This is a genomic window from Colidextribacter sp. OB.20 (assembly GCF_009911595.1).
Taxonomy (GTDB): domain Bacteria; phylum Bacillota; class Clostridia; order Oscillospirales; family Oscillospiraceae; genus Lawsonibacter.
In genome coordinates this window covers 32287-56801 of the sequence record NZ_QWKG01000025.1, presented here as the reverse complement: position 1 = coordinate 56801, position 24515 = coordinate 32287, and the positions used below count along the sequence as shown (strand labels likewise).

Below are 24515 nucleotides of genomic sequence, written 5' to 3'. Positions count from 1 at the left end.
GCGCCAGTGGCTCCGGCAGCTCCGGCGGCTCCAGTGGGACCGTCCGCGCCGGTGGCGCCAGTGGCTCCGGCAGCTCCGGTGGGTCCGGCGGGGCCGTCAGGTCCGGCGGGACCCTGCATGGGAGATGCCTCCAGCGCCCCCTGCATTTTGGCCTTCAGGAAGAGCTGGTTTTGCACAGCGGTTTTCAGCAGGTTCCGGACGCTCTCGTTAGCGGACAGCACGTCTTCCACGGCAGCGGCAGGACCGCTGAGGCCGGGCAGGGTGCCAAGAATATATTGCAGCTTCTCACCCTCGGCGTTGAGAATGTGACTCAGGCCGAGCTCCTCCATGGCGATAGAGGAGAGAATCTGATTGACTGCGTTTTCCCGCTGGATCGGCGGGTCAATGTTGGGAAAGCTGGGCAGAGACATAAAACAATCTCCTTTCTGAATGAGGGCGCGCGCCAGGAATGCGCCGGCACAACAGCAGGAGAGCTTCCTTACCAGTGCGGCCCTCGGAGCAGTTTATGTGCCTGCCAGCTGGCGGGTTCTTTCTGGAACTCCTCTGCTCAATTTGTCATAGACTGGACCCCGGGCTTTTGGAATTTTGATGTATATGCTATTTATCAAAAATATAAGAATCCTACATAAAGAGGCTGGCACAGGTTTGAAGCCAGTCGCTCAAACCACAAAAAATCCTCGTATTCGTTGAGAGTACGAGGATTTTCCCTTATGCGGAGCGATTGCAGGCCGCGTCCAACCCACACGTCCGTCCCCTGCCTGGAGGGCAGTATGGGAACAGCGCGGACCCGCAGCGTTGTGGAAAGCCTATCAGCTGTGCCGGCACAACCGATAGGCTTCTCACATTCTCCCGCAGGCGGTGTAAATTTTAAGAGCGGTATTTTTTTGCCGCCGCCTCCAGAGCCTGGGCGATCTCCTCCCGGAGGGCCTTGGGCTCCAGCACCTCCACGCTCCCGGCGTATTGAAGGGCGAAGAGCTTCACCCCGGCGGGGGCGATGGACATGGTGACCTCGGTTGTCTCGGCCCCGTCAGGGCCGGTTTCCGGCTTTCTGTACTGGGGCAGGTCGCCGAAGAAGTCCAGCAGAGTGTTGAGCAGGCCGGTTCGGCACCGGAGACGGACAAATTTTTCCTCCCCGGGATACATCACCGGACAGCTGTTGCGGTGGTGCACCGGATCGAAGTCCGGAGGGCGGAGAAACCTGTCCTCTAAAAGCTCCACAGCCATAATGCGGTCCGCCCGGAGGTTCATCATGCCCCGGTGCCGGACTACCAGGTAATAGTTCCCGTTGGACCACATCAGAGCGTAGGGCTCCACGTCCAGCTCCCCGTTTTTCTCCCGCCTGCGGAGAACGGGCTGCCAGGTGCCGCCGGAGTATTCCAGCCGGTGCTCACCGTAGAGAATGCGGACCTTCCGCTTTGTTCGGATGGCCTCGTCCAGCTTCGCGATAATCTCCATCTGGAGCCCGCTGCTCCGCTTATAGGCGTAGCGCCTTGGAACGGGGACGGTTCTGGGGTGAAGGCGGTTTAAAACAGCGAGGAAGCGCTGGGTCTGCTTCTCCGAGAGGAAGGGGTAGACCAGAATCAGGTCGGAGAACAGCCGCCACTCCGCGTTGCTGAGAGCGTCCTCCAGGTAGTACCGCCGGGGGACGTTGTTGTTTTTCACGGCCCGGTCATCGGCAAGGCTGTCCTCCCAATCCTCATAGGGGATCGTCCGCTTCCGTCCCCGCTTCCCCGGGACCTGGGCCACACAGCGCAGGCGGAGGGGGAAGGTGTCCAGGTCGAAGGGGATGCCCTGGGAGAGCATTTTGTTCACCGTGGAGTAGGAGGGGGCCTGGAAGGGCTCCCGGGAGGCCTGGACCGTCAGGCCCTCCCGGGCCAGCACCCGGCCGTCCGGGGTCTCCACCGAGATGTGCAGGCCGTCCTCTCCCAGCCAGGACTCAGCCGGGGGCGGTTCCCCCTCCTCCAAAACCCGGGCCAGGAACAGCCGGCCCATCAGGTCCCGTCCCTGGGGGAAGATGCGTTCCAGGGTGTCCAGGGAAGGGCGCATGTCCGGGTCTGACTCAATATCCTTCAGATGGCCGTAGATTTCCCTCACGGTCAGAGGGCTCTCCCGGCTGGCGTACCTGCGCAGGACCTCCCAGATGGCCTGGAGGCTGCGGAAGGAGTTGCTGTATGGCTTTTTGGGCACTGAACCGCGTTTTCCCATAGCGTAAGACCTCCCTGCGTTTTGTAGATGGTGGAGGCGACGGCAAAACGCCCCCGCCGGGCCTCTGGACCGCTACAGACCCTTGGAAACAGGAATCCACTCGCCTCCCAGTGGGATGGCGCACAGCCGGGCGTCCAGGACCGCCTTCCCGGACAGCCTGGAGAGAATCCGGGTGTAGGCGTTCAGCTGGGCCTCGTACTCCCCGGCAAGGCGGCGGCGGTAGGCTGCAGCCTCCTCCCCGGGCCGGAGCCGGTCGGTCTTGTAGTCCACGATGTGCCAGCCCTCCTCCGTGAGGATGGCCAGGTCCAGGATGCCGGAGACGTGGATGCTCCCTGCAAAGTCCTCCCGGCAGTCCAGCCGGTCCCGAAGAAAGCGCCAGCTCTCGTCCTCCCGGGACAGCGTCAGGTGGAAGGGGAGCTCGCAGTAACAGGTCCCCGCCCCGGTCAGGCGGCGGAGGGGGGAATTTTCGTCGAACCAGAAGGAGATAGCCTCTTCCAGCTGCCCGGCGAGGAGCCCGGCGCCTGCCCCGTCGCTTTCGGGCAGCTCGCCGCCGAAGAGCAGCCTTTTCTGTGTCCCAGTCATCCGGGAGAGGGGTGGGAGCGTCTCCCGCAAGGCCTGGGCGATGAGGGGCCGGGCCGCCTCTGCGTCCCACGCCTTTTGGGATACGCACAGCTCCATAGCCCGATGGACGGCGGTGCCCCAGTCCGCCCCGCGGGGGGCGTTTTCCTCCCGCGCCGGCGCCGCAGGCCCCTCCGGCCCCTCCTCCGGGACCGGGGCGGGGGAATCCTCCGGCGGTTCCTCCGGGTCCGGAGAGCGGGGGACCGGGTGGGATTTGTCCAGGGTGCTGGGGCTGGCGTGGAGGGAGGCAGGGATGCTCTGGGCCAGGATTCGGCTCTCCCGGCTGTCCGTCAAATCCTGCGGCACAAGGCCTGCGGCCAAAGCGGACTCCGGCTGGGCTGCGCAATGCAGCGCAGGCCCGGCAGAATTTCCTGCCTCTTCATCACCAAACACTCGAAGAAACCATTGGACAGAAACCACCAGAAGCGCAATAAAACGTCCCCACTGCGGGTTTCGAAGGGAAGCCCGAGGGGCCTTACCCGCCATGGCATCCCAGCAGGATTTCTTCTTCTGCTTCACTTTACCCCCGGCAATCAGCAGCAGCTGCTCCGCCCGGGTGGCGGCCACATAGTTAAGCCGTACCCACTCCGCCGCCAGACAGTCCTTCTCCTCCTTCTCCTTCTCGCGCCACTCCTTGGGGGCGTAGAGCAGGGTACTGTTTCCATAGGCGTAGGTCTGGAAGATGGGATAGATGTCCCCGGCCTTGTGGGGCGGAATGTTTGCCCGGTCATCCGGGGCCAGGATGACGATTTTCCCCTCCAGGCCCTTGGCCTTGTGGAGATTCATCACCCGCACGGCGTCCGGCGACGGGGTAAGGGGCAGCTCCCGCTCCACCGCACCCTGGCACAGGGTCAGAGCAGCCCGGGCCAGGGCGGGGAAATCCCCGTGCTGACGCAGCTGGCTCAAAAGCAGGCGCACGTCGCCGTACTGCCGCTCCCTCTCCTGGGGGTCAGCGGCATCCTCCGTTCGGAACAGCCGCTCCTCCGCCAGCTTCTCCAAAAAGGCCATGGGGGGCAGGGTGCGGCAGTCTGCCCGGACGGCGTCCATCTCCGCCAGGGAGTCAAGAAGGGGCTTCAGCGCGGGATCGGTTACCTCGTCCCGCTTTTCTCTCCAGCCTGCCAGCGCCGTCAGGGGATAGGGCGATGCGGCCTTCAGCCGACGGACGCTCTCAAGGTTCCTCAGGCCAAAGCAGTCCATCAGCACCGCCAGAAGGGCGATTTCATCCCCAGGATCCAGAAGCCATTGCAGCCACGCTGCCAGCCGCTTCATCTGGGGACTCTTCGCCAGAGAACGGCTTCCGCTGAAGGACACGGGGACGCCCAGCTTGGTCAGGGCATTCAGATACGCCCCGGCAGTGCTCTTTCTCCAGGTGAGGATCAGAAAATCTCTATAGCGGACCGGGACGGGGTTTCCATCCCGATCCGGAAGGGTGAAGCCCCTTGCTACGGCCTGCTGAATGAACGTGGCCACATGCCTCTCCCTGCTCATCCAGTGGTAGAAGCTCTCATAGGAGAACACGGCCCCCCGGCCCAGGCGCTTCTGCTGGGCCTCCATGGGGATGTAGGGGGCCTGATAGGCTCCGTCATCCAAAAACTCGGTCACCGTCTTGTTCTTCCGGTTCTCTGCCTGCTGAGCAGGGGTGAGAATATTCCCGGTTTTTTCGTCCTTAGGGGCAAAAACCCGATCCACGAAGGAGCAGATCTCGGGGGCGCTGCGGAAGTTGGCCCGGAGGCATACCACCTCCCCCACGGGAGAAGGAGCGTTGGTAAACAGGTCCCTGATCTGCTTGTATACGCCCAGATCCGCCCCTCGAAAGCGGTAGATGGCCTGCTTGGGGTCCCCTACGAGAAAGAGACTCCCCGGCGTGGGGTGGCAGCGCTTCCAGTCCGTCTCTGTTCCGCCCTGGTCGGTGATGAGGAACAGAAGCTCCGCCTGCACCGGGTCGGTGTCCTGAAACTCGTCCACATAGAACACCTGATACCGCCGGTGGAGCAGCGCCCGGGCGGCGGGGTTGTCCCGCACCAGATCCCGGGTCCGGGTCAGCAGGCCGGAGAAGGTCACAAGGCCCGCCCGGTCCCGCTCCGCAAGATACGCCTCCAGGGCGGGGGCCAGAACGTTCAGCGCCAGGTCATAGCCCAGGAGCCTCTCCGCCTGCAGGAGCGCCTCAGCCGGAGAGGGAGCGGGACTGTCTTTGTCCAGCTCGGCCTGGAAGGCGTCCATGGCGGCGAAGATGGGCGGGACCTTCCCCAGCCGGGTGGGATCCATCCTTTGACTGTGCTGCTTGCTGGCCTCTATGTATTCCTCCAGCCAGGCGCTGACATAGGAATCCTCGGTAAAAAAGAGGGTCCGCAGCCGCTTGGGACGGGAGGTCTGCACCTTCCAGGCTGCCTTCAGGGTCCGCCGCAGGGCGGCGGACAGCTCCGGCGTGAGGGACTGGGCCCCCGCCGCCTGACGCAGCTCCTCCGGCAGGCAGGCAAACAACCCGCTGTGGGGCAGCAGATGCTTTTGCAGCGCCTGGTGGGCCCTGTCCGTCAAGCGGTCCAGCGCTGACTGATGGGCTTTCACATCCGCCGCGGCGGGGCGGGCGGGCACGTGGCCCTCCCCCGCCATTGCGGCGAAGGTGTCCTCCAGCGTCCGGACCGCGCCGCCGAAGGCCTCGAAGACGGACGAAGCTCCGTCCTCGTCCCGGGCGGTCCAGGCCCGGAAGAAGTCCCTCGCCCGGCGGCTGTCGTCCGGGAGGACCTGCAGCTCCCCTCCGGTCTCCAGGGGGAACAGCCTCAGGGCTGTCTGGCAGAAGCTGTGAATGGTGGAGATGTGGACCTTGGCCGTCAGGGCCGCAAGGCCGGTTCCGTGGGTCCTGTCATAGTCCAGAGCCTGCCGGTCCAGCTTCTCCTGGATCTCCAGGGCGGCCTTTTCCGTAAAGGTAATGGCGGCGATGGTCCCGGGGTCCTGGCCGGCCAAAAGCTGGTGGAGAATGCGCTGGCAGATGGTGTGGGACTTTCCGGCCCCCGCCCCGGCCTCCACCAGAAAGCTGCGCTGAAAATCTCGTTCCTCCAGACGTGTTCGGAGGGCTTGTTCGTCTGCGTTCATGGACACACCTCCTGACAGAGCGCCGCGTAGGGGCAGTAGATGGCGCAAGCATTCAAACGTTTCTGCCGGTCCTTGTCACCGGCATAGCATATGGGCACGTCGCCCTGCCAGACGGGCTGGGCGATGTCCGCGGCCCCGCCCCCACGCAGGAGCTTGACCAGGGCCTTCACCCGGTCCAGCCGCTCGGCATCCTCACCGGGGTCGGGACAGGGCACAGGCTGGACGCCGGCAGGGGTCAAAAAGAGGTAGACCGCCTGCCTTACCTGCCCGAGCCCCAGCTGTTCCGCCGCTTTGGCGTACAGATAATACTGCAGCTTGCTGTCGGCCTCCCTGAGAAAGGTGCTGATCCTCCCGGTCTTATAGTCCAGGATCGCCAGCCCCTCGCCGTTGGGAAGCCGGTCCAGCCGGTCGATGGAGCCGGTGAAGGGGAAGGACATCTCCTCGTCCAGCTGGAGCGTAAACTGCTCCGGCAGCGAATAGGGCTGGACCTTGACCGCCTTTCGCCCGAAGGTCAGCTCCGTGGCCAGAGGGGCGTTGCCCGCCTGGCTGTGCTGGAAATGGCGGACGGCGCTGAGGACGCAGTCCTTCGCCCGCCGGGCCTCCCGCTCCCGGAGGGCCGGGTCGGCGCAGGGCCAGATCGGCTCATAGGCCGCCAGATGCGCCGCCCAGACCTCCTCCAGGTCCGGCGGGGCCTTCGTCTCAATCAAGCGGTCGAAATAGTCCTCCAGGGTCTCGTGTACCAGCGAACCGAAGGCGTTGGCGGGCAGCCACTTCCGCTTGGAGAGGTCGGTCTTTTCCACCTGGGGTATCTTGAGGATGTACTGGAAATAGAACCGCCGGGGGCACTGCATTGCCCCCTCCAGGGAGGAGGCGGAAAAGACAAAGTCCTCCGGAAGCCCCGCTGTCTCCGCAACCGGGGCAATCACCGGAGCGGGACTCCCCTCCAGCCAGCGGTCCGCCCCAGTGAGGGACACCGGCCGGTGATAGCCGAAGAACATGGGCTCGGCCGTTCCCCGCAGCGCTTCATAGACGGGCGCGGGATGAGCGGCAAGCAGCTTCTCCGTATCAAAGCAGCTGTAGGATAGGGTGACCTCCCCCCTGGCGGCGGCCAGGACAGCGCCCAGGTGGTATGCCGGCAGCTCCGCCCCGGTATCGGAGCGGGGAAGGCCCAGGGCCAGGCGCTCCTCATTCCGCAGCAGGGGGGACTCCCGGCCCGGGGCGGTGAGGGCGTCCCGGCTCAGACCCAGGATGTAGGTGTGGGGCCGGCCCAGAAAGGCGCCCTTGGACAGGGGCGCGGCGTGGACCGCCCCGTCCCGGGGGGCGGCGGACTGCCAGGGCGTTCGGGCGGCGGCGTCCAGCAGCTGGGGAAGCAGTGCGGAAAAGCTCCCGCCGGGGACGATCCCCACCAGGTTCTCCAAGGCGGAGAGGAGCGCGGCGTACTCCGGCCCCCGAATCTGGGGCAGAGTCTTCACATACCGCTCCAGCAGGAAGGGCCGCAGCAGAGCCAGCCCCTCCTCCACTGTGGCAGTCTCCTCAAAGAGGGTTTTGAGCTCTGCGCAGAACGCAATCCATTCGTTATGCTCGCGCAGAAGGGCCTCCTCCGCGCTGCCGTCGAGCGGTTTTTTGGTCCGCTCCAGGCAGTCCAGATAGCGGGAGAGCTGATGGCCCACATGGTTTTTCCGCAAATACTTCAAAAACCCCGTCCCATGGGGCACAGCCAGCCCGCCCGCCATCAGGCCGGGCAGGCCCTCCACCGGACAGCCGCCGCCGTACCACGACGCCAGCGCCCGGAGCAGCGGCAGCAGCTTCCCCCTCTCCAGGGGGAGGCCGCCGTCCAATGTCAGGGGTACACCCAGGCGGGCGGCCTGCTCCCAGAGCAGGGGCAGGGTCTCCTGTCCGGCGCACAGGATGGCCGCCTGCCCAAAGGGAATTTGGCGCTCCAGCAGGTCATAGAAGGGAAACAGTGTCTCATTCTCCTGCCCGTAGCTCTTGACAAAGCGCAGCCGGGCGGCGGGCGCCTCCTCTGTCTGGGGTAGGAAGAGCGCCGGGACCTGAGGCGTCTGCCAGGCGCAGGGGACGGGCAGCACGAAGGCGTTTAACTCCCTCAGGAAGGTCTGAACGATCCCCTCCCCGGTGACGTTGGCGCAGATCGCCGCGGGAACGGTCAGCGGCCTCTCCTTCCAGCGGCCCGCCGCACGGGCAAAAAGGTCATACCGCCCCCAAAGGCCCCGGCGGTTTTTCTCCGCCTGATAGGCCGCCAGCAGCGCGGACAGCCCTGCCAGGCGGGGGTCCTCCTGTCCTGCCGGAAGGGGGACGCCCTCCCGCTCCAGCAACAGAAGGTCGTCCAACAGCGCCCGGGCGGCGGGCAGGGTTATGCGGTCTGTGTCCAGGGCGGAGAAGAAGGGCCAGGAGGCCCCCTTCTCCCGAAGCAGAGAGAGGAGCAGCAGCGCTCCGGCGTCGCGGGAGAGGACGCCCAAGCAGTCTGTCCCGCACAGTTCCAGAGCCAGGGTGTCCGGCGTGTGGACCCGGACGCCCAGGACCCCGCCGAAGCGTGCGGCGCAGGCCTCCAGGAGCTGGCGGCCCATGGACAGGGTGGGGGCGATCAGCACCGCCTCAAAACCGGGGCGGGCCTGCAAAAACCGGCTCAGGGCCGTGAGGGTCTTTTCCATCGGTATCTTGACTCCTTTCACAGGAAATGCGCTCATTGGTTGTCATTATATACTCGGGAGGGGAAATAAGCAAGAAATTTAGCGGTTCTGCCGGTTTCCGCCGGGCTTCTTCACCGGAACCCGATGGGCCGCCTCTCCGCGCCGCCGGTCCCGGCCAGCAGCCGCTCTGCAGCGGCGTTCAGATCCTCCAGGCGGAGCGTCTCCTCCCCGGTGTCCAGGGCGCGCAGGGCCAGCTCCTCCGCCGCCCCCTGGAACAGCCGGCGGGCCTCCCGACCGTTGCCGAAGCCCTCCGGGTCCCGCCGGCGCAGGGCGGAAAAGAAACCGCGGCACACCTCCCCGGTCCCCTCCGGGAGGGCGCAGCCGTCCTCCCTGGCAAACCCCTGAAGAATTGCCCAGAGCTGGTCGTCGTCATAGGCGGGGAAGTTCAGGATCTGGGCGATGCGGCTTTTCAGCCCCGGGTTGGAGGACAGCAGGCGCTCCATCTCTCCGGGATAGGTGGCAAAAATCACCATGGTCTCGGGCTGAAGCTCCATGTGGCGCACCAGGGCGTTGACCGCCTCAGCGGCGTAGATGTCGTATTCTCCGCCCAGCAGAGCCCCGGCTTCGTCAATGAAGAGCACCCCGCCCCGGGCCTGCTCAAAGAGCTCCGCGATCCTGGGGGAGGTCTCCCCCAGGTAGGTGCCGATAAGCTGTTCCCGTCCCGCCTCCACAAAGCGTCCGGAGCCGCAGCCCTTCTCCCGGAGAATCCGGGCGGCCAGCCGGGCGGTGACGCTCTTCCCCGTCCCCGGCGGTCCGGCAAAGGCCAGGTTGCGGCACATAGGCCGGACAGGCTTCCCGGCCTGACCGCGCCGCTTCTCCCAGACGGCCCGGGCCAGCAGGCGGCGGAGCTTCTCCTTGACCTCCTCCAGGCCGGTCATGCGCTCCAGCTCCTTCCAGCTGTCTCCCTGGATTTGAAAGGGCGGAAAGAGAAGGTCCCGGGTCCGGAGGGGGGGCTGGACCCGGCGCTGGACGGCCCAGGAGATGAGGGACTCCAGGTCCAGCTCGCAGAAACGGTCCCCCCGGAGGCGGCGGGTGTGGGAAATCACCCGGTCCAGGTCCGCCAGCCTGTCAATGGGGCGGCGCTGGTCCTCGCCGCACTGGCGGAGAAAACGGCGGTAATAGGCCTGGTCCGGCCGGCCCACCCGGGCGGCCTGGAAGCCGCAGGTAAAGCGCAGCTCCTCCAGCAGCTCCGAGTCCAGCTGGCTGCTCTTCAAGGCGATGAGGATGTCCAAGGGCATGTCCTCGTTCCGGAGGTCCAGGGATTTCACCTGCTCCAGAACGGCGGGCGTGAGAACCCTTCCGTCACCGGCGGTGATGAGAACGGCGGGGGCGGCCAGGGCGCGCAGACTGAGCACAGGGCGCTCAGCCTCTCCTGGAATGGCCGCCACCGGGCTATGGGACTTATTTTGCCCCAGGGCGGGGTCCAGCGCTTCCGGAGAGACCACCGCCAGAGAGCGGGAGAGGAGGATATCGGGGCTGACCGGCTCCTCCGGCTCGTCCAGATCGCAGAAGTCCACTCCGCCCCAGTCGTCTGACTCCCAGCCGGGCGGCAGCTTCTCCCGACTGTGGGAGAGGGATGCCAGATACACCGCCGCCTGGGCGGTGCAGTAGCTGTCCTCCCCCAAAAGCAGTACCCGCAGACTGCCCCGGGTGTTCTTCAGCAGGGACCGGAGGCGGAGGCTTTGAAACTGGGGGGCGTCCCGCAGCTCGGAGCGCAGCGTCCTTCGGGGGACCTCCCGGAACAGGGGGGTGTACCGCAGCAGATTTCCAGGCACGCCGGGGAGGCTGTGGATATGGATGGGACGGCAGACCTGCGGGGCGGGGACGGGAGCGGATGGGGCGGCGGCTTGTGCAGTTTTCATATCAGATGGCCTCCATTCGTCTTGATCTGGCCCCAGCATAACAGACTCCGAGCCGCAAATTTTCTGAGCGGGAAAATGATCCGCTCGGAAAATCTGCGGCTCGGAGGAGCGCGGCTGCGTTATAACCGCCCGGAAGGCCCTGGCAGCCTGGGGCTTGTTTGAAAAATGTCAATACGCCCAAGCGGTGGTCTTTTTTCCGCCATACTGCCCCAGTTTTTCTTGAAATACATCCAGTATTCCTGCGAAAAATTGTGTTTGTCTGGCGAAAAAATTCCTCACCACTGTGCATATTTCCATTTTTCAAACAGCGCCTAAGCTCCGGTGATTTTCTGTAAATAATCTTTCAGCACCTGCTCCACGGACGACTCCAGAAGCTGGTGCCACTCCTGGAAGCTCGTCTCTGCCTCCGGAGGGACAGGCACCCAAACCGGGGGTACGGGCACCCGTACCATGTCGAACCTGAGACCGGCGTCGCCGGAGATGGGGATGCCGATGTGATACTCTTTGAGATACGGGCCCTCCTCGCCGCCCTCCTCCCGAAAGGGGAAGATAACGCCGGTCCGCGGGGAGCGAAAGACCACCATGTCCCGGAAGCATTTGCTGCTGTCCTCGTCCGTGAAGGAGGAGTCCTCCTCCTGAAAGAAATTGTTCCAGCGGCGCTTGAATTTCGCGTCCAGAATCGCAATGGGGCGGTCACGCCCCTCTCCCGGCCAGAGGACGAAATCGGGCTTGGAGTAGCTGTTGACCGGCTTGTATTCCTGGCCAACCAGCTTGTAGAAGATTGGCTTTCCCCGGTTGTTGACGCCCTGGGTTGTCAGGGACAGGCCGGGAGGCAGAAGCCTTTCGAGGTGGTGCTCCAGGAACCGCTCCCAGAGCCAGGTCACGTTCACACAGAGGGACTCGGTTTCTTCGGAGCCCTCCGCGTCGAAAATCGAAACGCTCTCATCCCGCAGGATTTTGAGACAGGTTTTCCGCAGGGCCTCATACTCCGAAAAGTAGGGGTGGGTGATCGGGCGCAGATTTTCATTCACGATATTGCGCACGCTTGTTCTGGAATAGCCAAGCTCGGTTTGCAGTATGTTCAGCGTGGAGTGGACGCCTTCATTGCCATTGATGTGCGTCTCGCAGAGCTGGGGGTACTTTTCGCCAAGCCGCTTGTAAGCAGCCCAAATTAAGCGGTTGACGGGATTGTTTGCGGTGAGCTCGCGGTAGTGATACGCGACTCTTCCGTTATTCAGCCCCATATTTTCGCGGATATGGCGTGCAATGTCGATGGTTCCGTGGGGGCGGCCGTCGTTGTTTTCAAAGCGCTGATATTTGCGGAAAATCCCCTTTTTCGCCGCCTCGGCCAGCTGATTTTTGAACATAAACAGCAGGAGGATGTCCATCACCTGATGAAACGAGATGGTTACCTCGGGCCTTAGCCAGAAACGATTCAGCTCCTTGTTCGTCAGGCAGAGCAGCATAGCCGCCAGGAAAAACGCCTTTTTGTCCGTATCGAAGCGGCATCTGATTTCGAGCGTTGCATCGTAGGTCTCCTCTCTGAATGTAAGGCTCTTGATGCGGAAAACACCCACGTACTTATTAAAAAGCGCCGTGTTTTTCGGAAAAAGCAGTGGAACCTTGTCATAAGAGCTGCAAAAAGCGTTCAGTATATTAAATTCCAGACATTCATTCTCGCTGCCGGCGAGTGTCAGGGGCGCTTTCTCCGAGCCGTCAAGACTATATTCTGCTTCCTCGAGCCTTGAAAAATCCTTTCCGTAAAATGTGATTTTTTTCATTCCTGCTCACCCTGTTGAGCATCTGCGGCGTCTGCGCCTCCCTGCGGCTCAGCCGGCTGTGAATCAGCTTCAAGTTCTTTTCCCGGGAAAAGGGCCCTCTCACATTGGCTGATAAAAGCTTTTTCGCCCTGTCTGCCCCGCATGTACTCCCTCAGGATGGGCTGGATGTTCCGCTGCCAGATTTCCCTCAGCTTCTCCTCCGTCCCGTTATAGCCCTTGAAGTAGGCGGGACCGATGGCGAAGGCGCTGCTCAAGCCGGACTCGGCGGCAATTTTCTCGTTCATCAGTTTGATTCGCTTCACAAGCTCCGGCGTGATCTCCCCTTCGATTTCCCCCCTGTTTCTCATGCCCTTCAGGGAGGAGCCCATCACAGTGTTCGCGTCGATCTCCACCCAGTCGAAGCGGCGGCGGAGGGCGAAGTCGAAGGTCTCCACGCTGCGGTCGATATCGTTCATGGTGCCGATAATCACAACATTTTCGGGGATGTAAAAGCCGTCCTTGAAGTAATCGTCCTGAATGAGCTCGCCCTTCTTGCTGTATGCGGGAAGGTTTTCGTATTGCGTGGCGATTTTCTCGCCGCGCTTCTCAAAGCAGTACATCAGCTCGCCAAAGACCTGGCCCAGGTCGGCCCGGTTGATCTCGTCAATTACGAAATAATACATTTTTTCGCCGCTTGCTTCTTCTCTGCCCTGCGAAGGAGCTTCCCCGGCGGCTCCACTTTCTGGGCTGCCGCTTTTTCTATTCAGCTCCACGACCCTTCTGCAAAACGCTTTGAAAATGCCGTCCATACGCACGAAATCCATTTTGCCGTTTTCGCCTCGGATCGGGCGAAGTCCCTCCACGAAATCCGTGTAGTCATAGGAGCTGTGGAACTGCACGAAATACTCGCCCCTCTCAAAGCCCTCCATCTTAGCTTGCATGTATCTCTCCACGCAGTAGGTCTTGCCTGTGCCAGGCGCGCCGGTGAAGATGACGCACTTTTTGCCGGATTCGATGGAGGCTTCAATGGCATCGCTGATGATTGTCTGCGCGACATCCTGCTCCTCCGGGGCGGGACTTGCGCCATTGGCCGAAGGCGAAGTTGGAGGTACAATGTTCAATTCATCCTTACAGTAAGCTAAGAAGTTGCTGCGGGGCCCGACATGACAATAATACGAAAAGTTTACAGCCTCTTGAATTAAATCCTTAACACTTGTAATTTCAGTGATTGGGAAATCTATGGTGTGCGGGTAACTGGACTCAGCCCGCCATTTTCCCCAAAAAGCCTTTTTCTCTGAATCCTTGACGTCACTGTCCAGCATCGCCTTGAAACCGTTTCTTCCAAAAGCGTTTATGCCTGAACCGGAATTCGGTTTGAAATGCGCTTTGACATAATCTTTTTTGAATTTTCTGATATATTCGATATAATCAGTCTCAGATGATTTATTGGTATAATCATCTCCATATTTAATGTCGTAAATGATCAGCGTGACGATAGCGTCTAAATGCGAAATATAACCAGAATCTTCAAATTTTACTTGTAGAGCTTGATCGTTTTCTACCTTCTCTATGAGTGCTCCGACTGTAAAGGCTGAATCTGTTACCGCTGTTTTTAAAATGTTATGTGCCTGGTCACATGTCATAATAGTGATTCCTTTCAAAAGTTTTTCATATAGTGCACAGCTTTAGCTTCTATGGGCTGTAGGTTCGATAAGCGTCCTCGATCTGATCGCACACCGCGAGGATGTCGGCGAAATCCTCTTTCGTATGCAGAGATAATTCCCTGCAGAGGTTCAGGAACAGGAGTCCGGGAGAGGGCGCAGTCTGGGAGGTCACAGCCTTTGGTGCGCCGGTCATCATAACCTTTGTGATGTCCCTCTTGAGCTTCTTGGGGTTCCCCTTATACAGGCCCAGCAGCAACAGGTTAAGCGTTCTTTTTTCACCCAGCTGTTCCCTTGCGCGAAGCTCAACCGCAAGCGTCGCCATAAGCTCCTGCGTGTATGGAGTAAAATCGGCGTCCGGATTAGAGCTGATTTCTTCTTTGAATTTTGACAGGATCGCTTCGTATTTTTTCTGAATGAGCGACATAGACATAGATGCTTACCTCCCTTTTGTGCACAAAAAATGACATAGGGCATACGTGAGCTGAGCGGTCAGCTGAGCGTGACAGCTGACTGAGGAGTGACAGCGGTATATTACGAAAAACGAAAGACATCAAAACCCGCTGGAACAGAATGCGGGAATGGTGCTCTTTTGAAAATAATACTGCAAAAACCCGGATTTTTCAACAGCTTTTGCAAATGTTTTTAACGCGGAGACAGGTGCGGCATAAAAGCTGCGCCTCTGTGTCAAAATGCCGCCGCCGCCGGCCGACGGCAAAGCCCCCTCCGCTCGTAAATTTTGCGCCTCAGTCTGTGATATCCTGTTCCTGCCAAAAGAAAGGAGGCATGCAGCGATGATCTACTTTACCGCGGATACGCATTTCGGGCATGAGAACGTGATCCGCTTCTGCGGCCGCCCCTTCTCCTGCGCGGCGGAGATGGATGAGGTGCTGATTAAAAACTGGAATGGCCGGGTCCGGAGCCACGATACCGTCTACATTCTTGGGGACATGTTCCTGCACTCAGTCAACGCGGAACAGATTCTAAAGCGCCTCAAGGGGAGAAAGCGCCTGATTACCGGCAATCACGACGGCTCCTGGATGGCGGCACTGGACACCGCAAAATACTTTGAGAGCGCAGACCTGTTCCTCGAAACGACCGACGGAAAGCGGGCGATCACGCTGTGCCACTATCCGCTGCTGAGCTGGAAGCATTCCGCGCGCAGCTACATGATCCACGGGCATATCCACAACGACAGGCGGGCCGACTTCTGGCCGCTGATCGCCGCCCGGGAGCGGGTGCTGAATGCGGGCGTGGATATCAACGGTTTTATGCCGGTCACATTTGAGGAGCTGGTGGAAAACAACGCAAGGTTCAAGGGGGAAAAAACAGCCTGATTCATATCACGACCAACGAGACTCCCTTTAAGCGGCTGAAAAGGGAGGGAGCCCCCTCTTCCACAAGTACATCATCGACAGGTCCAGCCTGAGGCGGTACAAAAGGACCGCCTCATCTCCTGCGCCGGGAATCCGTACTCCGTTGCAGGGAATTTGGACAAAAAAGATATGACAGAAGTAGCTGAAGCATACTTCTGTCATATTTATTCTTGAAGCACTGGCGCAAATATTATTGGAGAAGCGCCCTTTTGAGCCAGGCTGAGACAGCTTGGCTAATGGTTTGGGCCGGGGAATTTGCGCGGATTGGATGCTGTTCAGTAATCGTCAATCGCTGGCCTTTCATAAAACCGCCTCCCCAAGACTGTATGCCGCTGTTATGCGGGGTATGAAAACAAACACACAAGCGTCAATCATTGTCTTTGGCCTTATCTGGCAGAATGGGATTGCATGTTGCACAAGACTGTGATACAATTTTACAGTGGTAATCTCCCATATCAACACAATCACTCCCAAAGGAGGCAATGCTATGAACAGATTTGGCATCAATGTGGCGCTGAAAAACATCCCGGAGCTGGACCCGGACTTTATTCCCCTGATGCGCTTTAACCGCACTTTTCTGGAGGGCGCGAAGAAGCCTGTGGGCATCGCCGTGGAGCGGGCGGACGGCCAGATGGCCTCTTGCCATACGTTTATCCACGGCACCCCTGAGATGAAGGAGGCCGACTGCTATTACATCGAGCGGCTGGTCAAGACCATTTTGTGGATGAAGGGCGGCTTCAAGGTCTATGTCAGCGGGGACGAGGGAATCTGCGAGTATCTGAGGTCGGTCTACTGCGCCGGAGGACAGCAGGAGTTTGACTGGGATTACATGGCCAGCGTCTTTGAGCACCCCTTTGAGGTGGTGCTGGTGGATGAGATTCCCGCCGCCAAGGACGCCCCCAAGGCCATCGGAGGTCACTTGAAGGGCTGCCGCATCGGCTTCGACGCCGGCGGAAGCGACCGGAAGGTGTCCGCCGTCATCGACGGGGAGACGGTATACTCCGAGGAGGTGGTCTGGTTCCCCAAGACCAACTCCGACCCCGACTACCACTATGACGGCATTGTGGCCGCTTTGAAGTCCGCCGCCGAGCATATGCCCCGGGTGGACGCGGTGGGCGTCTCCTCTGCGGGGGTGTTCATCAACAACCGAACCATGAACGCCTCCCTGTTTTTGAAGGTCCCCAAGGAAATCTACAACGAAAAGGTCAAGGACATCTACATCCGGGCCATCGGTGACACCTTCGGGGATGTGCCCTACTGCGTCATCAACGACGGCGACGTTTCCGCTCTGGCGGGGGCCATGAGTCTGAACGACAACAGTGTGCTGGGCATTGCCATGGGCACCAGTGAGGCGGTGGGCTATGTGGACGAGGAGGGCCGGATTACCGGCTGGCTCAACGAGCTGGCCTTCGTCCCTGTGGACGCCCAGCCCGAGGCCATGCGGGACGAGTGGTCCAACGACATCGGCTGCGGCGTGAAGTACTTCTCACAGGACGGCGTCATCAAGCTGGCCCCCCGGGCGGGGATCGAGCTGGACGAGAGTCTCAGCCCGGCGGAGAAGCTGAAGGTGGTCCAGAAGCTGATGGCGGAGGACGATCCCCGGGCCGCCAAGGTGTATCAGTCCATCGGCGTCTACCTGGGCCACACCCTGGCCTATTACTACGAGCTCTACGGCTGCCGCCACGTCCTCCTGCTGGGCCGGGTGATGAGCGGCAAGGGCGGCGACCTGATTCTGGACACCGCCAAGAAGGTGCTGGCCGAGGAGTACCCCGAGGTGCTGGAGAAAATGGTCCCCGAGCTGCCCGACGAGAAGTTCCGCCGGGTGGGCCAGTCCATGGCCGCCGCCAGCCTGCCGGAGATTGTGTAGGGGCGGGTATTACCCGCCCGCGTGATCGTGCATATGGCAGCCCCGCGGGCTCTGTAGGGCGGGACGACTCGGCCCGCCGTCCACCGGAGAGCGTCGCGCCCTACGCAAAAGGGCCTTGCCCGCTGCGGCGGGGACAGGAGATGGAGATCAAAATGAGAAAAGAGGTCAAAACGATGGACCGTCAAAAATTACAGGACGCCCAATCCTGGGTCAGGAGCGAGCTGGAGTGCTCCGCTCAATTCTGGCTGAACCACGGCTTGGACCGGGTGCATGGCGGGGTATACACCTGCCTGGACCGGAAGGGCGAGATCTACTCCACCGACAAGAGTGTGTGGATGCAGGGCCGGTGCGGCTGGATCTTTGCCTTCCTGTGCCACAACTACGGGGTCAAACAGGAGTGGCTGGAGGCCTCAAAGAGCTGCCTGGACTTTATGGAGGCCCACTGCTTCAATCACGCCTGCGGCGACCGGATGTACTTCACCGTTACGGCGGAGGGCAAGCCCCTGCGCCAGCGGCGGTACTATTTCTCCGAGGCCTTCTGCGCCATCGCCAACGCGGAGTATTATGGGGTTACCGGAGACAAGCAACGGCTGGAGCGGGCCCGGCAGTGCTACGACCTGTACTGGGACCTGAGCCAGGGCAAGCCCGACCCGGTGGGCATGGGCCCCAAGACCATCCCCGAGACCCGGTCCGGCCGGGCCTTCGGTGCCCCCATGATTATCCTCAACGTCACCGGCGTGATGCTGCGCACCGACCCGGAGCGGAAGGCTCTCTATGAGGAGCGGGCTCAGAAATGCGTGGACGACATCTTCAAGTACCACGTCAAGCCCGAGCTGAAGTGCACCCTGGAGAACGTGGACGTGGACGGCACCCCCCGGCTGTACTACACCGAGGGCCGCACCGTCAACCCCGGCCACGATATCGAGGGCGTCTGGTTCCTGCTGGAGCACGCCCGGCGCACCGGAGACAAGGAGCTGGTGGCCAAGGCGGCCCAGATGTTCGACTGGGCCATCGAGGCCGGCTGGGATAAGGAGTACGGCGGGCTGCTGTACTTCACCGACTGCCTGGGCAAGCCCCCCGAGGCCTATGAGCACGATATGAAGCTCTGGTGGCCCCACAACGAGATTCTCATCGCCTCCATGATGCTCTACCGGGACACCGGGGAGGAGAAGTATCTGGACTGGTTCTGCAAAACCATGGACTACTGCAAGGAGCACTTTGCCGACCCCGAGTACGGCGAGTGGTACGGCTACCTCCGCCGGGACGGCCTGCCCACACAGCCCTCCACCAAGGGCAGCACCTTTAAGGGGCCCTTCCATATGCCCCGGAGCATGATCCTGGTGGACAAGATGATTGACGAGCTTTTGGCGTAATATTTTGCAGGGGGCGGCCTCCGCGCCGCCCCGTCCTTTGTTGGGAAATACACAGTGGGGCGGCTGCGGGCTGTCTCTACAGGAGGTGCGATGTGGAGAAAAACATCCTGGCCCTGATGCTGCAAAAGTATGACAGCTTTACCCGGTCGGAGCGGAAGATCGTGGACTATGTGCTGGAGCACCAGAAGGAGACCCAGTATATCAGCATCACCGATCTGAGCGCGGAGTGCGAGGTGGCGGTGTCCACGGTCTCGCTCTTCTGCCGGAAGCTGAAGCTGGCCGGCTTCAACGACTTCAAGCTGGAGCTGGCCCGGGCGGCGCTGCCTGCCGGAAGCGGCGGAAGCCAACTGACGGGGGAGGTCCTTCCGGAGGACTCTCTGGGCACCGTGATGGGCAAGGTGCTCCACGCCCACCAGGATGAGCTGAACAACGCCTACCATATGCTCTCCGAGGCCGCCGTGATTCGGGCGGTGGACCTGATTCGGGGGGCAGGCCAGGTGGTCTGTCTGGGTCAGGGCAACCACTCGGTGGTGGCTCTGGCGGCCTGGGCTCAGTTCTCCACCACCACGCCCAAATTCAAGACGATTCAGGACTCACACATGCAGACCGTGGTGCTGTCCACCCTGACGGAGAAGGACGTGGTCCTCTATTTCTCCCACTCCGGGGCCACCCACGAGGTGCTGGACGCGGCGGAGGTCATCCGGGGCCGGGGGGCGAAGCTGATTCTGGTGACGCGCTACCTCAACTCCCCGGCCAGCGCCTATGCCGACACCGTACTGCTGTGCGGGCCCAATGAGCAGCCCTTCCAGTTCGGCTCCTCCTCCGCCTTTATCGCCCAGATGTATGTGGTGGAGGTGCTGCTCAGCGAGTTTGTCCGCCGGGACCCGGAGAGCGCCGAGCGCAACCGGCAGTCGGTGGGCAAGGCGCTGACGCAGAAATGTGTGTAAGGAGAGGCCTGTGGGAAAGCTTTTCAACCCCGAGAAGGGGATCTGGGGCTGGCTGAGCACCTTGGTGGATGTGGCGGGGCTGTCTCTTCTGTGGATGCTGCTGTGCCTGCCGGTGGTCACCGCCGTCCCGGCCACGGCGGCGCTGTATTACGCCGTGGTCAAGTGCGTCCGCAGACGGGAGAGCGGAGCCTTCAGGGCATATCTGCGGGCCTTCCGGGACAATTTAAAGACCGGGCTGCTGACTGGCCTGATCCTGCTCCCGGCTGCGGCGCTGTTGCTGGCGGTCCACCATATCGCCCGGTGGTACGGGATACGGGCGGGAGGCGTGCTCTACCTGCTGTATGTGGCCCAGTACTTCGCCCTGATGATTCCGGCGGGGGTGCTGTGCTGGCTGTTCCCCCTGCTGGGGCGGTTTGAGTATGGGGTGCGGGACCTGTTCCGCACCGCCTTCCAGCTGACCGTCGCCCACCTGCCCAGCACCGTGGTCCTGGTGCTGCTGACCGCCCAGAGCGCCGTATTCTGCGCCGTGTACTGGTGGCCGGTGCTGTTCCTGCCCGCGGCTGCCATGCTGCTGGCCTCCCTGTTCACCGAGCGGATTTTTGGGAAATATGCCCCGGAGCTGGCTGAGCCGGAGGAAGCCTCCGAAGAGGAATAAAAAAACGCGCCTGGAATATTCCAGGCGCGTTTTTATGTGTGGGTATGGTCCGCACGTTTGTGGTGGGATTACAGGGCGCGACAACCCCGGCGCTCCTTCCCATGCAGAGACGGAGCGGGACGTTCAGGGCATCAGTTCCGGCACCGCCCGGGCCAGCAAGCCGGCCAGCTGGGAGTGGCCCTTCCGGGTCAGGTGCATGCCGTCCACGGGGTTGAACTCGCACTCCGCCGCGTCCAGGTAGTGGGCGCCCACCAGCTGGGCGGTCTTTTGATAGTACTGGGGCAGCTCCCGGGACTTCTCCAGGCAGCCCTTTCCCATAGGCACGCCGCACTCGGCCTGCTCCATCTCCGGGCGGATGGGAGGCGGGCAGACGATGAGGATGTTGGGGGTGTGGGAGCCCCAGCAGTCCACGCTCTGGGCCTTGCGCACCAGCCGCTCCATGCCGATGCCGATGCAGGCGGCGTTGGCCCCCAGGCGCTCCTTGGTGTCGTTGGTGCCCAGCATAATGATCAGCAGGTCGATCACCTCGTGGCTCTTGAGCAGGGAGTAGATCACAGTGAGGGCGTCCATCGTCTCGTGGAGAGGATCGGGGAAAACAGTGGTCCGGCCGGACAGACCCTCCTCCGTCACCAGGAAATCCGGTCCCAGGGCCTTCTGGAGCAGGCAGGTCCACCGCTCGTCCTCGTTGAAGCGGATGCCGCCGTCGGCGCAGTCGGCGGGGTCGGCGCAGTATCCGTGGGTATTGGAATCGCCCAGGCAGAGAATATGTTTTTTCATAGTCTGTTGCGTCCTTTCCATCAATATTGTAATAAGACTAGCATATTTCCCTTGTTTGTCAAGGCAAATTCAAAGTAATTTTTTCGATGACAGGCCGTTGAAATGCACAAAAATCGAAATTATTTTTGTTTAATCCACTAAACTTCCAGAATTTTCAGAAAATCTTTCGATTTTGATTGACAGAGTGCCAGCGCCCTTGTATAATTTACACATTGACCCCAGCCTTGCAATCTCTATTTTTGTGAAATTGAAGGAGGACCTGTAATGAAAATGAAGAAAATTGTTGCGGCCGCTCTGGCCATGGCCATGGCCCTGTCTCTTGTTGCCTGCGGCAACAAGACCAGCGGTGGTCAGAGCAGCGCCCCCACTCCCGGCAGTCAGAGCACTCCCGGCAGCCAGAGCACCCCTGTGGAGCCCTCGAATGATGTGGCCGACGCCATCACCGTCTGGGTTTACCCCGTAGGCGGCTGGGGCGACGAGGCCAAGGTGAAGCCCCTGATCGACAAGTTTACCTCTGATACCGGCATCAAGGTCAACATGGAGTGGCTGGCTTATGCCGACGGCGACGATAAGGTGAACGCCGCCCTCACCGGCGACAACGCTCCCGACGTCATCATGGAGGGCCCCGAGCGTCTGGTGGCCAACTGGGGCGTCAATGGCCACATGGTTGACCTGAGCGACATGATCGACGACACCGACCGTCAGGAGATCCTGCCAGCCGCTCTGGAGGCCGGTACCTCCGCTGACGGCAAGGTCTATCTCTACCCCATGTTCAACGTGGCCCACTGCATGGCCGTGAACTACACCGCCGTGAAGGAAGCTGGCGCTGAGGCCAACATCGACCTGGAGACCCGCCGGTGGACTGTGGAGCAGTTTGACGCCACCGTCAAGGCCCTGCACGACAAGTTCGGCGGCACCGTGGCCGCTGTCTACTGCGCCGGCCAGGGCGGCGACCAGGGCACCCGCGAGCTGATCCGCAACCGCTACGGCACCAAGCTGACCAACGCCGACCACACCGCCTACACCTGGAACACCCCCGAGGTCATCAACGCCCTCACCGACCTGAAGAACCTGCCCGGCATCGAGTTTGACGCCTCCCTGGCCGGCGGCGACGAGATCGCCAAGTTCTACCAGGGCGTGCTGAAGATGGCCTTCTGCTGGAACGCCGCCCAGCAGCTGGATCCCAACTCCGCCGGCACTGGCGAGGGCAAGACCCTGACTGGCGACGAGATCGTGTACATGACCTTCCCCACTCAGCCCGGCAAGGACCCCGAGGAGGGCTCCGGCGTTTGGGGCCTGGGCGCCTTTGATACCGGTGATGAGGCCCGTATCGCCGCCGCCAAGGTCTTCATCAAGTACATGTGCGACTCCGAGAACTGCGCTGAGGCTGGCGACATCTCCAACTTCTTCTCCTGCCGCTCCATGGCGGAGGGCACCGAGATCAAGTCCAGCAACCCCCTGCTGGTGGAGTACTATGGCAAGATGATGCCCTATATGGGTGAGTACTACCAGATCACCAAGGGCTGGGCCGGCGCCCGGACCGAGTGGTGGAACATGCTCCAGCGCGTGGGCGCGGGCGACGACATCGCCGAGACCGTGGCCAAGTACGAGGCCAACGCCAACGCCGCCGCCGCGGGCTGATCCCTCTGCAAGCTTCATTAAGGGTTCGCGCCCCTCTTCCGCGTAGCGCGGAGGAGGGGCGCGTTTTTCTTACATTGTTGTGAAAGGAGTGTTACTCTTGGCAAATTCCCAGCCCAAGATGAGCAGGGCGCTGCAGCGCCGGGAGAATATCACTGGTTACCTGTTCATGCTGCCAAGCCTGATTTTCTTTGTAGGCTTTGTGGTTATCCCCATGCTAATCTGCATCGGCTACAGCTTTACCGATGCGAATATGAACTCCAAAACGGCCGCCACGACCTTTGTAGGGCTGAAGAATTTTATCGACCTGTGGCAGGACGAGAAGTTCCTCGACGCGCTGAAAAACACCTTTGTGATCGTGGTAGTCAGCGTGCCCACGGTTTGCATGTTCTCCCTGTGGGTCAGCTCGGCCATCTACCACCTGAAGGGCCCGGTGCTCTCCGCCTTCCGGTGCATCTTCTATCTGCCCGTAGTTACCGGCTCGGTGGCCGTTACCGTGGTGTGGAAGTGGATGTATGACAACTACACCGGCATTTTGAACTATGTCCTCAAGGGAGCAGGGCTGATCGAGAACAATATCAATTTCCTTGGTAATGAGCGCTTCGCACTGTGGTGCATCATCCTGATCCTGTTCACCACCTCGGTGGGCCAGCCCATCGTGCTCTACGTCTCTGCTCTGGGCAATGTGGATACCACCCTGATCGAGGCCGCCCAGGTGGACGGAGCCACCGATATTCAGGTGTTCTGGAAGGTGAAGTGGGCCCAGATGATGCCCACCACCCTGTACATCCTGGTGATTACCACCATCAATTCCTTCCAGTGCTTCGCGCTGATTCAGCTGCTGACAGAGGGCGGCTCGGGCACCAAGACGGTGATGTTCTACATCTACCGTATGGCCTTCAAGCTCACCGAGCAGCGGGGGCATTTCGGCTACGCCAACGCTATGGGCGTGGTGCTGGCCATCTTCATTGGGATTCTGTCCGCGGTCCAGTTCAAGCTGGCCGAAGAGAAATAAGGAGGTGGGAATATGAAATTAAGCGCCAAACGCACGACCCCTTATCGGGTCGCGTCCATTATCATCCTGGTTATCCTCGCGCTGCTGTTCCTGTTCCCGCTGTACTGGATTGTAACCGGATCCATGAAGCCGATCACCGAGATCCTGGATCCCACCCCCTCCTTCTTCCCCAGGGAGTTTACCGCCAACAATTTCCAGCGTCTGTTCGCCAAGCGCACCGCGCCTTTGTGGGAGCTGGCGGTCCCCTTCAGCAGCTGGTTCTCCGCCGGTCACAAGCCCATCTATTTCTCTGTGGGCCCAACCCTTCCCGCCGCATTCCGCTGGCTGGTCAATACCGTGTTTATGGCGGTGGCGGCAATGATTATCACCTGTATCACCGCCTCCATGGCCGGCTACGCCCTGGCGAAGAAGCGCTTCCGCGGCCGCGCGCTGCTCTTCTCCCTCATCGTGTGCGCTATGGCGCTGCCCAAGCAGGTCATCCTCATCCCCCTGATTAAGGAGATTTCCGCCTTGCATATGTGGGATAACCTCTGGGGGGTGATCGTGCCCACAGTGGGCTGGCCATTCGGCGTGTTCCTGATGAAGCAGTTCTCCGAGAGTATCCCGGGAGAAATCCTGGAGGCCGCCCGCATTGACGGAGCCAGTGAGTGGAATACCTTCTACACTGTGGTTACGCCCATGATTAAGCCGGGCATCGGCGCTCTGGCCATCTTCACCTTTATCAACTCCTGGAACGACTACTTCCTCCAGCTGATTATGCTGGGCAGCGGCAGCAACTACACCATCTCCCTGGGCATCGCCACGCTCCAGTCGGAGACCAGCATCGACCCGGGCATCCTGATGGCCGGCGCGGCCCTGGCCGCGGCCCCCATCATTATCGTGTTCCTGATTTTCCAGAAGTACTTTACCCAGGGCATCACCATGGGTGCGGTGAAGGGTTAAAGAAACGTGAGGTGTGTCATT

17 protein-coding genes are annotated in these 24515 nt (G+C 61.1%); 8 read left to right on the top strand and 9 right to left on the bottom strand.

Annotated features, from left to right (window positions below; translation table 11 throughout):
• The 8 genes from D1641_RS08125 to D1641_RS08090 all read right to left on the bottom strand — a co-directional run.
• The coding region (locus D1641_RS08125) for a hypothetical protein (RefSeq protein ID WP_160664504.1) at positions 1 to 410 on the bottom strand (410 nt) is incomplete at its 3' end.
• A gap of 457 nt (positions 411 to 867) precedes the next feature.
• The gene (locus D1641_RS08120) at positions 868 to 2205 is read right to left on the bottom strand and encodes a WYL domain-containing protein (protein WP_160664502.1); all 1338 of its coding nucleotides are present in this window, start codon (positions 2203 to 2205) and stop codon (positions 868 to 870) included.
• A gap of 72 nt (positions 2206 to 2277) precedes the next feature.
• A complete protein-coding gene (locus D1641_RS08115) occupies positions 2278 to 5913 on the bottom strand; it encodes a UvrD-helicase domain-containing protein (protein ID WP_160664500.1) in 3636 nt (1211 codons plus the stop codon).
• Positions 5910 to 8582, bottom strand: a complete 2673-nt coding sequence (locus D1641_RS08110) for a PD-(D/E)XK nuclease family protein (RefSeq protein WP_160664498.1) — start codon at positions 8580 to 8582, stop codon at positions 5910 to 5912. Before D1641_RS08110 ends, D1641_RS08115 begins: the two co-directional genes overlap by 4 nt.
• Positions 8583 to 8692: 110 nt before the next feature.
• Entirely contained in the window at positions 8693 to 10483 is a 1791-nt protein-coding gene (locus D1641_RS08105) for an AAA family ATPase (RefSeq protein ID WP_160664496.1), read from the bottom strand.
• Positions 10484 to 10794: 311 nt separating this feature from the next.
• A complete protein-coding gene (locus tag D1641_RS08100) occupies positions 10795 to 12264 on the bottom strand; it encodes a hypothetical protein (RefSeq protein WP_160664494.1) in 1470 nt (489 codons plus the stop codon).
• Positions 12261 to 13886: an AAA family ATPase gene (locus D1641_RS08095; RefSeq protein WP_201757301.1), complete on the bottom strand. Its 1626-nt coding sequence runs from the start codon at positions 13884 to 13886 to the stop codon at positions 12261 to 12263. Before D1641_RS08095 ends, D1641_RS08100 begins: the two co-directional genes overlap by 4 nt.
• A 49-nt stretch (positions 13887 to 13935) precedes the next feature.
• Positions 13936 to 14337 carry a hypothetical protein gene (locus D1641_RS08090; protein WP_160664492.1) on the bottom strand — a complete coding sequence of 134 codons (402 nt, stop codon included), beginning with the start codon at positions 14335 to 14337 and terminating at the stop codon, positions 13936 to 13938.
• 361 nt (positions 14338 to 14698) lie between these two features.
• Here D1641_RS08090 and D1641_RS08085 point away from each other — a divergent pair, with 361 nt between their 5' ends.
• From D1641_RS08085 to D1641_RS08065, 5 genes are all read left to right on the top strand, one after another.
• Positions 14699 to 15241, top strand: coding sequence for a metallophosphoesterase (locus tag D1641_RS08085; protein WP_160664490.1), 543 nt, complete (start codon positions 14699 to 14701; stop codon positions 15239 to 15241).
• Between the two features lie 526 nt (positions 15242 to 15767).
• Positions 15768 to 17147, top strand: coding sequence for an ROK family protein (locus D1641_RS08080; protein ID WP_160664488.1), 1380 nt, complete (start codon positions 15768 to 15770; stop codon positions 17145 to 17147).
• Positions 17148 to 17299: 152 nt separating this feature from the next.
• Positions 17300 to 18520 (top strand): AGE family epimerase/isomerase, encoded by a 1221-nt coding sequence (locus D1641_RS08075; protein ID WP_243149324.1) that lies wholly within the window; start codon positions 17300 to 17302, stop codon positions 18518 to 18520.
• Positions 18521 to 18612: 92 nt separating this feature from the next.
• The gene (locus D1641_RS08070; protein ID WP_160664486.1) at positions 18613 to 19467 is read left to right on the top strand and encodes a MurR/RpiR family transcriptional regulator; all 855 of its coding nucleotides are present in this window, start codon (positions 18613 to 18615) and stop codon (positions 19465 to 19467) included.
• 10 nt (positions 19468 to 19477) lie between these two features.
• Positions 19478 to 20122: a DUF624 domain-containing protein gene (locus D1641_RS08065; RefSeq protein ID WP_160664484.1), complete on the top strand. Its 645-nt coding sequence runs from the start codon at positions 19478 to 19480 to the stop codon at positions 20120 to 20122.
• Between the two features lie 123 nt (positions 20123 to 20245).
• Here the strand turns inward: D1641_RS08065 and D1641_RS08060 are convergent, their stop codons facing one another.
• Positions 20246 to 20899, bottom strand: a complete 654-nt coding sequence (locus D1641_RS08060) for a GDSL-type esterase/lipase family protein (RefSeq protein WP_160664482.1) — start codon at positions 20897 to 20899, stop codon at positions 20246 to 20248.
• A gap of 264 nt (positions 20900 to 21163) precedes the next feature.
• Between D1641_RS08060 and D1641_RS08055 the strand changes: the two genes are divergently transcribed.
• From D1641_RS08055 to D1641_RS08045, 3 genes are all read left to right on the top strand, one after another.
• Complete coding sequence (locus D1641_RS08055; protein WP_160664480.1) at positions 21164 to 22540, top strand: extracellular solute-binding protein; 1377 nt, start codon at positions 21164 to 21166, stop codon at positions 22538 to 22540.
• A gap of 118 nt (positions 22541 to 22658) precedes the next feature.
• Positions 22659 to 23552 carry a sugar ABC transporter permease gene (locus D1641_RS08050; RefSeq protein ID WP_160664512.1) on the top strand — a complete coding sequence of 298 codons (894 nt, stop codon included), beginning with the start codon at positions 22659 to 22661 and terminating at the stop codon, positions 23550 to 23552.
• Between the two features lie 12 nt (positions 23553 to 23564).
• Positions 23565 to 24494, top strand: a complete 930-nt coding sequence (locus D1641_RS08045) for a carbohydrate ABC transporter permease (RefSeq protein WP_160664478.1) — start codon at positions 23565 to 23567, stop codon at positions 24492 to 24494.
• Positions 24495 to 24515 lie beyond the last annotated feature (21 nt).

Bases quoted from the DNA above. Each gene is read 5' to 3' on its own strand.
- D1641_RS08120 (WP_160664502.1), bottom strand. From the start codon at position 2,205: ATGGGAAAACGCGGTTCAGTGCCCAAAAAGCCATACAGCAACTCCTTC.
- D1641_RS08115 (WP_160664500.1), bottom strand. From the start codon at position 5,913: ATGAACGCAGACGAACAAGCCCTCCGAACACGTCTGGAGGAACGAGAT.
- D1641_RS08110 (WP_160664498.1), bottom strand. From the start codon at position 8,582: ATGGAAAAGACCCTCACGGCCCTGAGCCGGTTTTTGCAGGCCCGCCCC.
- D1641_RS08105 (WP_160664496.1), bottom strand. From the start codon at position 10,483: ATGAAAACTGCACAAGCCGCCGCCCCATCCGCTCCCGTCCCCGCCCCG.
- D1641_RS08100 (WP_160664494.1), bottom strand. From the start codon at position 12,264: ATGAAAAAAATCACATTTTACGGAAAGGATTTTTCAAGGCTCGAGGAA.
- D1641_RS08095 (WP_201757301.1), bottom strand. From the start codon at position 13,886: ATGACATGTGACCAGGCACATAACATTTTAAAAACAGCGGTAACAGAT.
- D1641_RS08090 (WP_160664492.1), bottom strand. From the start codon at position 14,337: ATGTCTATGTCGCTCATTCAGAAAAAATACGAAGCGATCCTGTCAAAA.
- D1641_RS08085 (WP_160664490.1), top strand. From the start codon at position 14,699: ATGATCTACTTTACCGCGGATACGCATTTCGGGCATGAGAACGTGATC.
- D1641_RS08080 (WP_160664488.1), top strand. From the start codon at position 15,768: ATGAACAGATTTGGCATCAATGTGGCGCTGAAAAACATCCCGGAGCTG.
- D1641_RS08075 (WP_243149324.1), top strand. From the start codon at position 17,300: ATGAGAAAAGAGGTCAAAACGATGGACCGTCAAAAATTACAGGACGCC.
- D1641_RS08060 (WP_160664482.1), bottom strand. From the start codon at position 20,899: ATGAAAAAACATATTCTCTGCCTGGGCGATTCCAATACCCACGGATAC.
- D1641_RS08055 (WP_160664480.1), top strand. From the start codon at position 21,164: ATGAAAATGAAGAAAATTGTTGCGGCCGCTCTGGCCATGGCCATGGCC.
- D1641_RS08050 (WP_160664512.1), top strand. From the start codon at position 22,659: ATGAGCAGGGCGCTGCAGCGCCGGGAGAATATCACTGGTTACCTGTTC.
- D1641_RS08045 (WP_160664478.1), top strand. From the start codon at position 23,565: ATGAAATTAAGCGCCAAACGCACGACCCCTTATCGGGTCGCGTCCATT.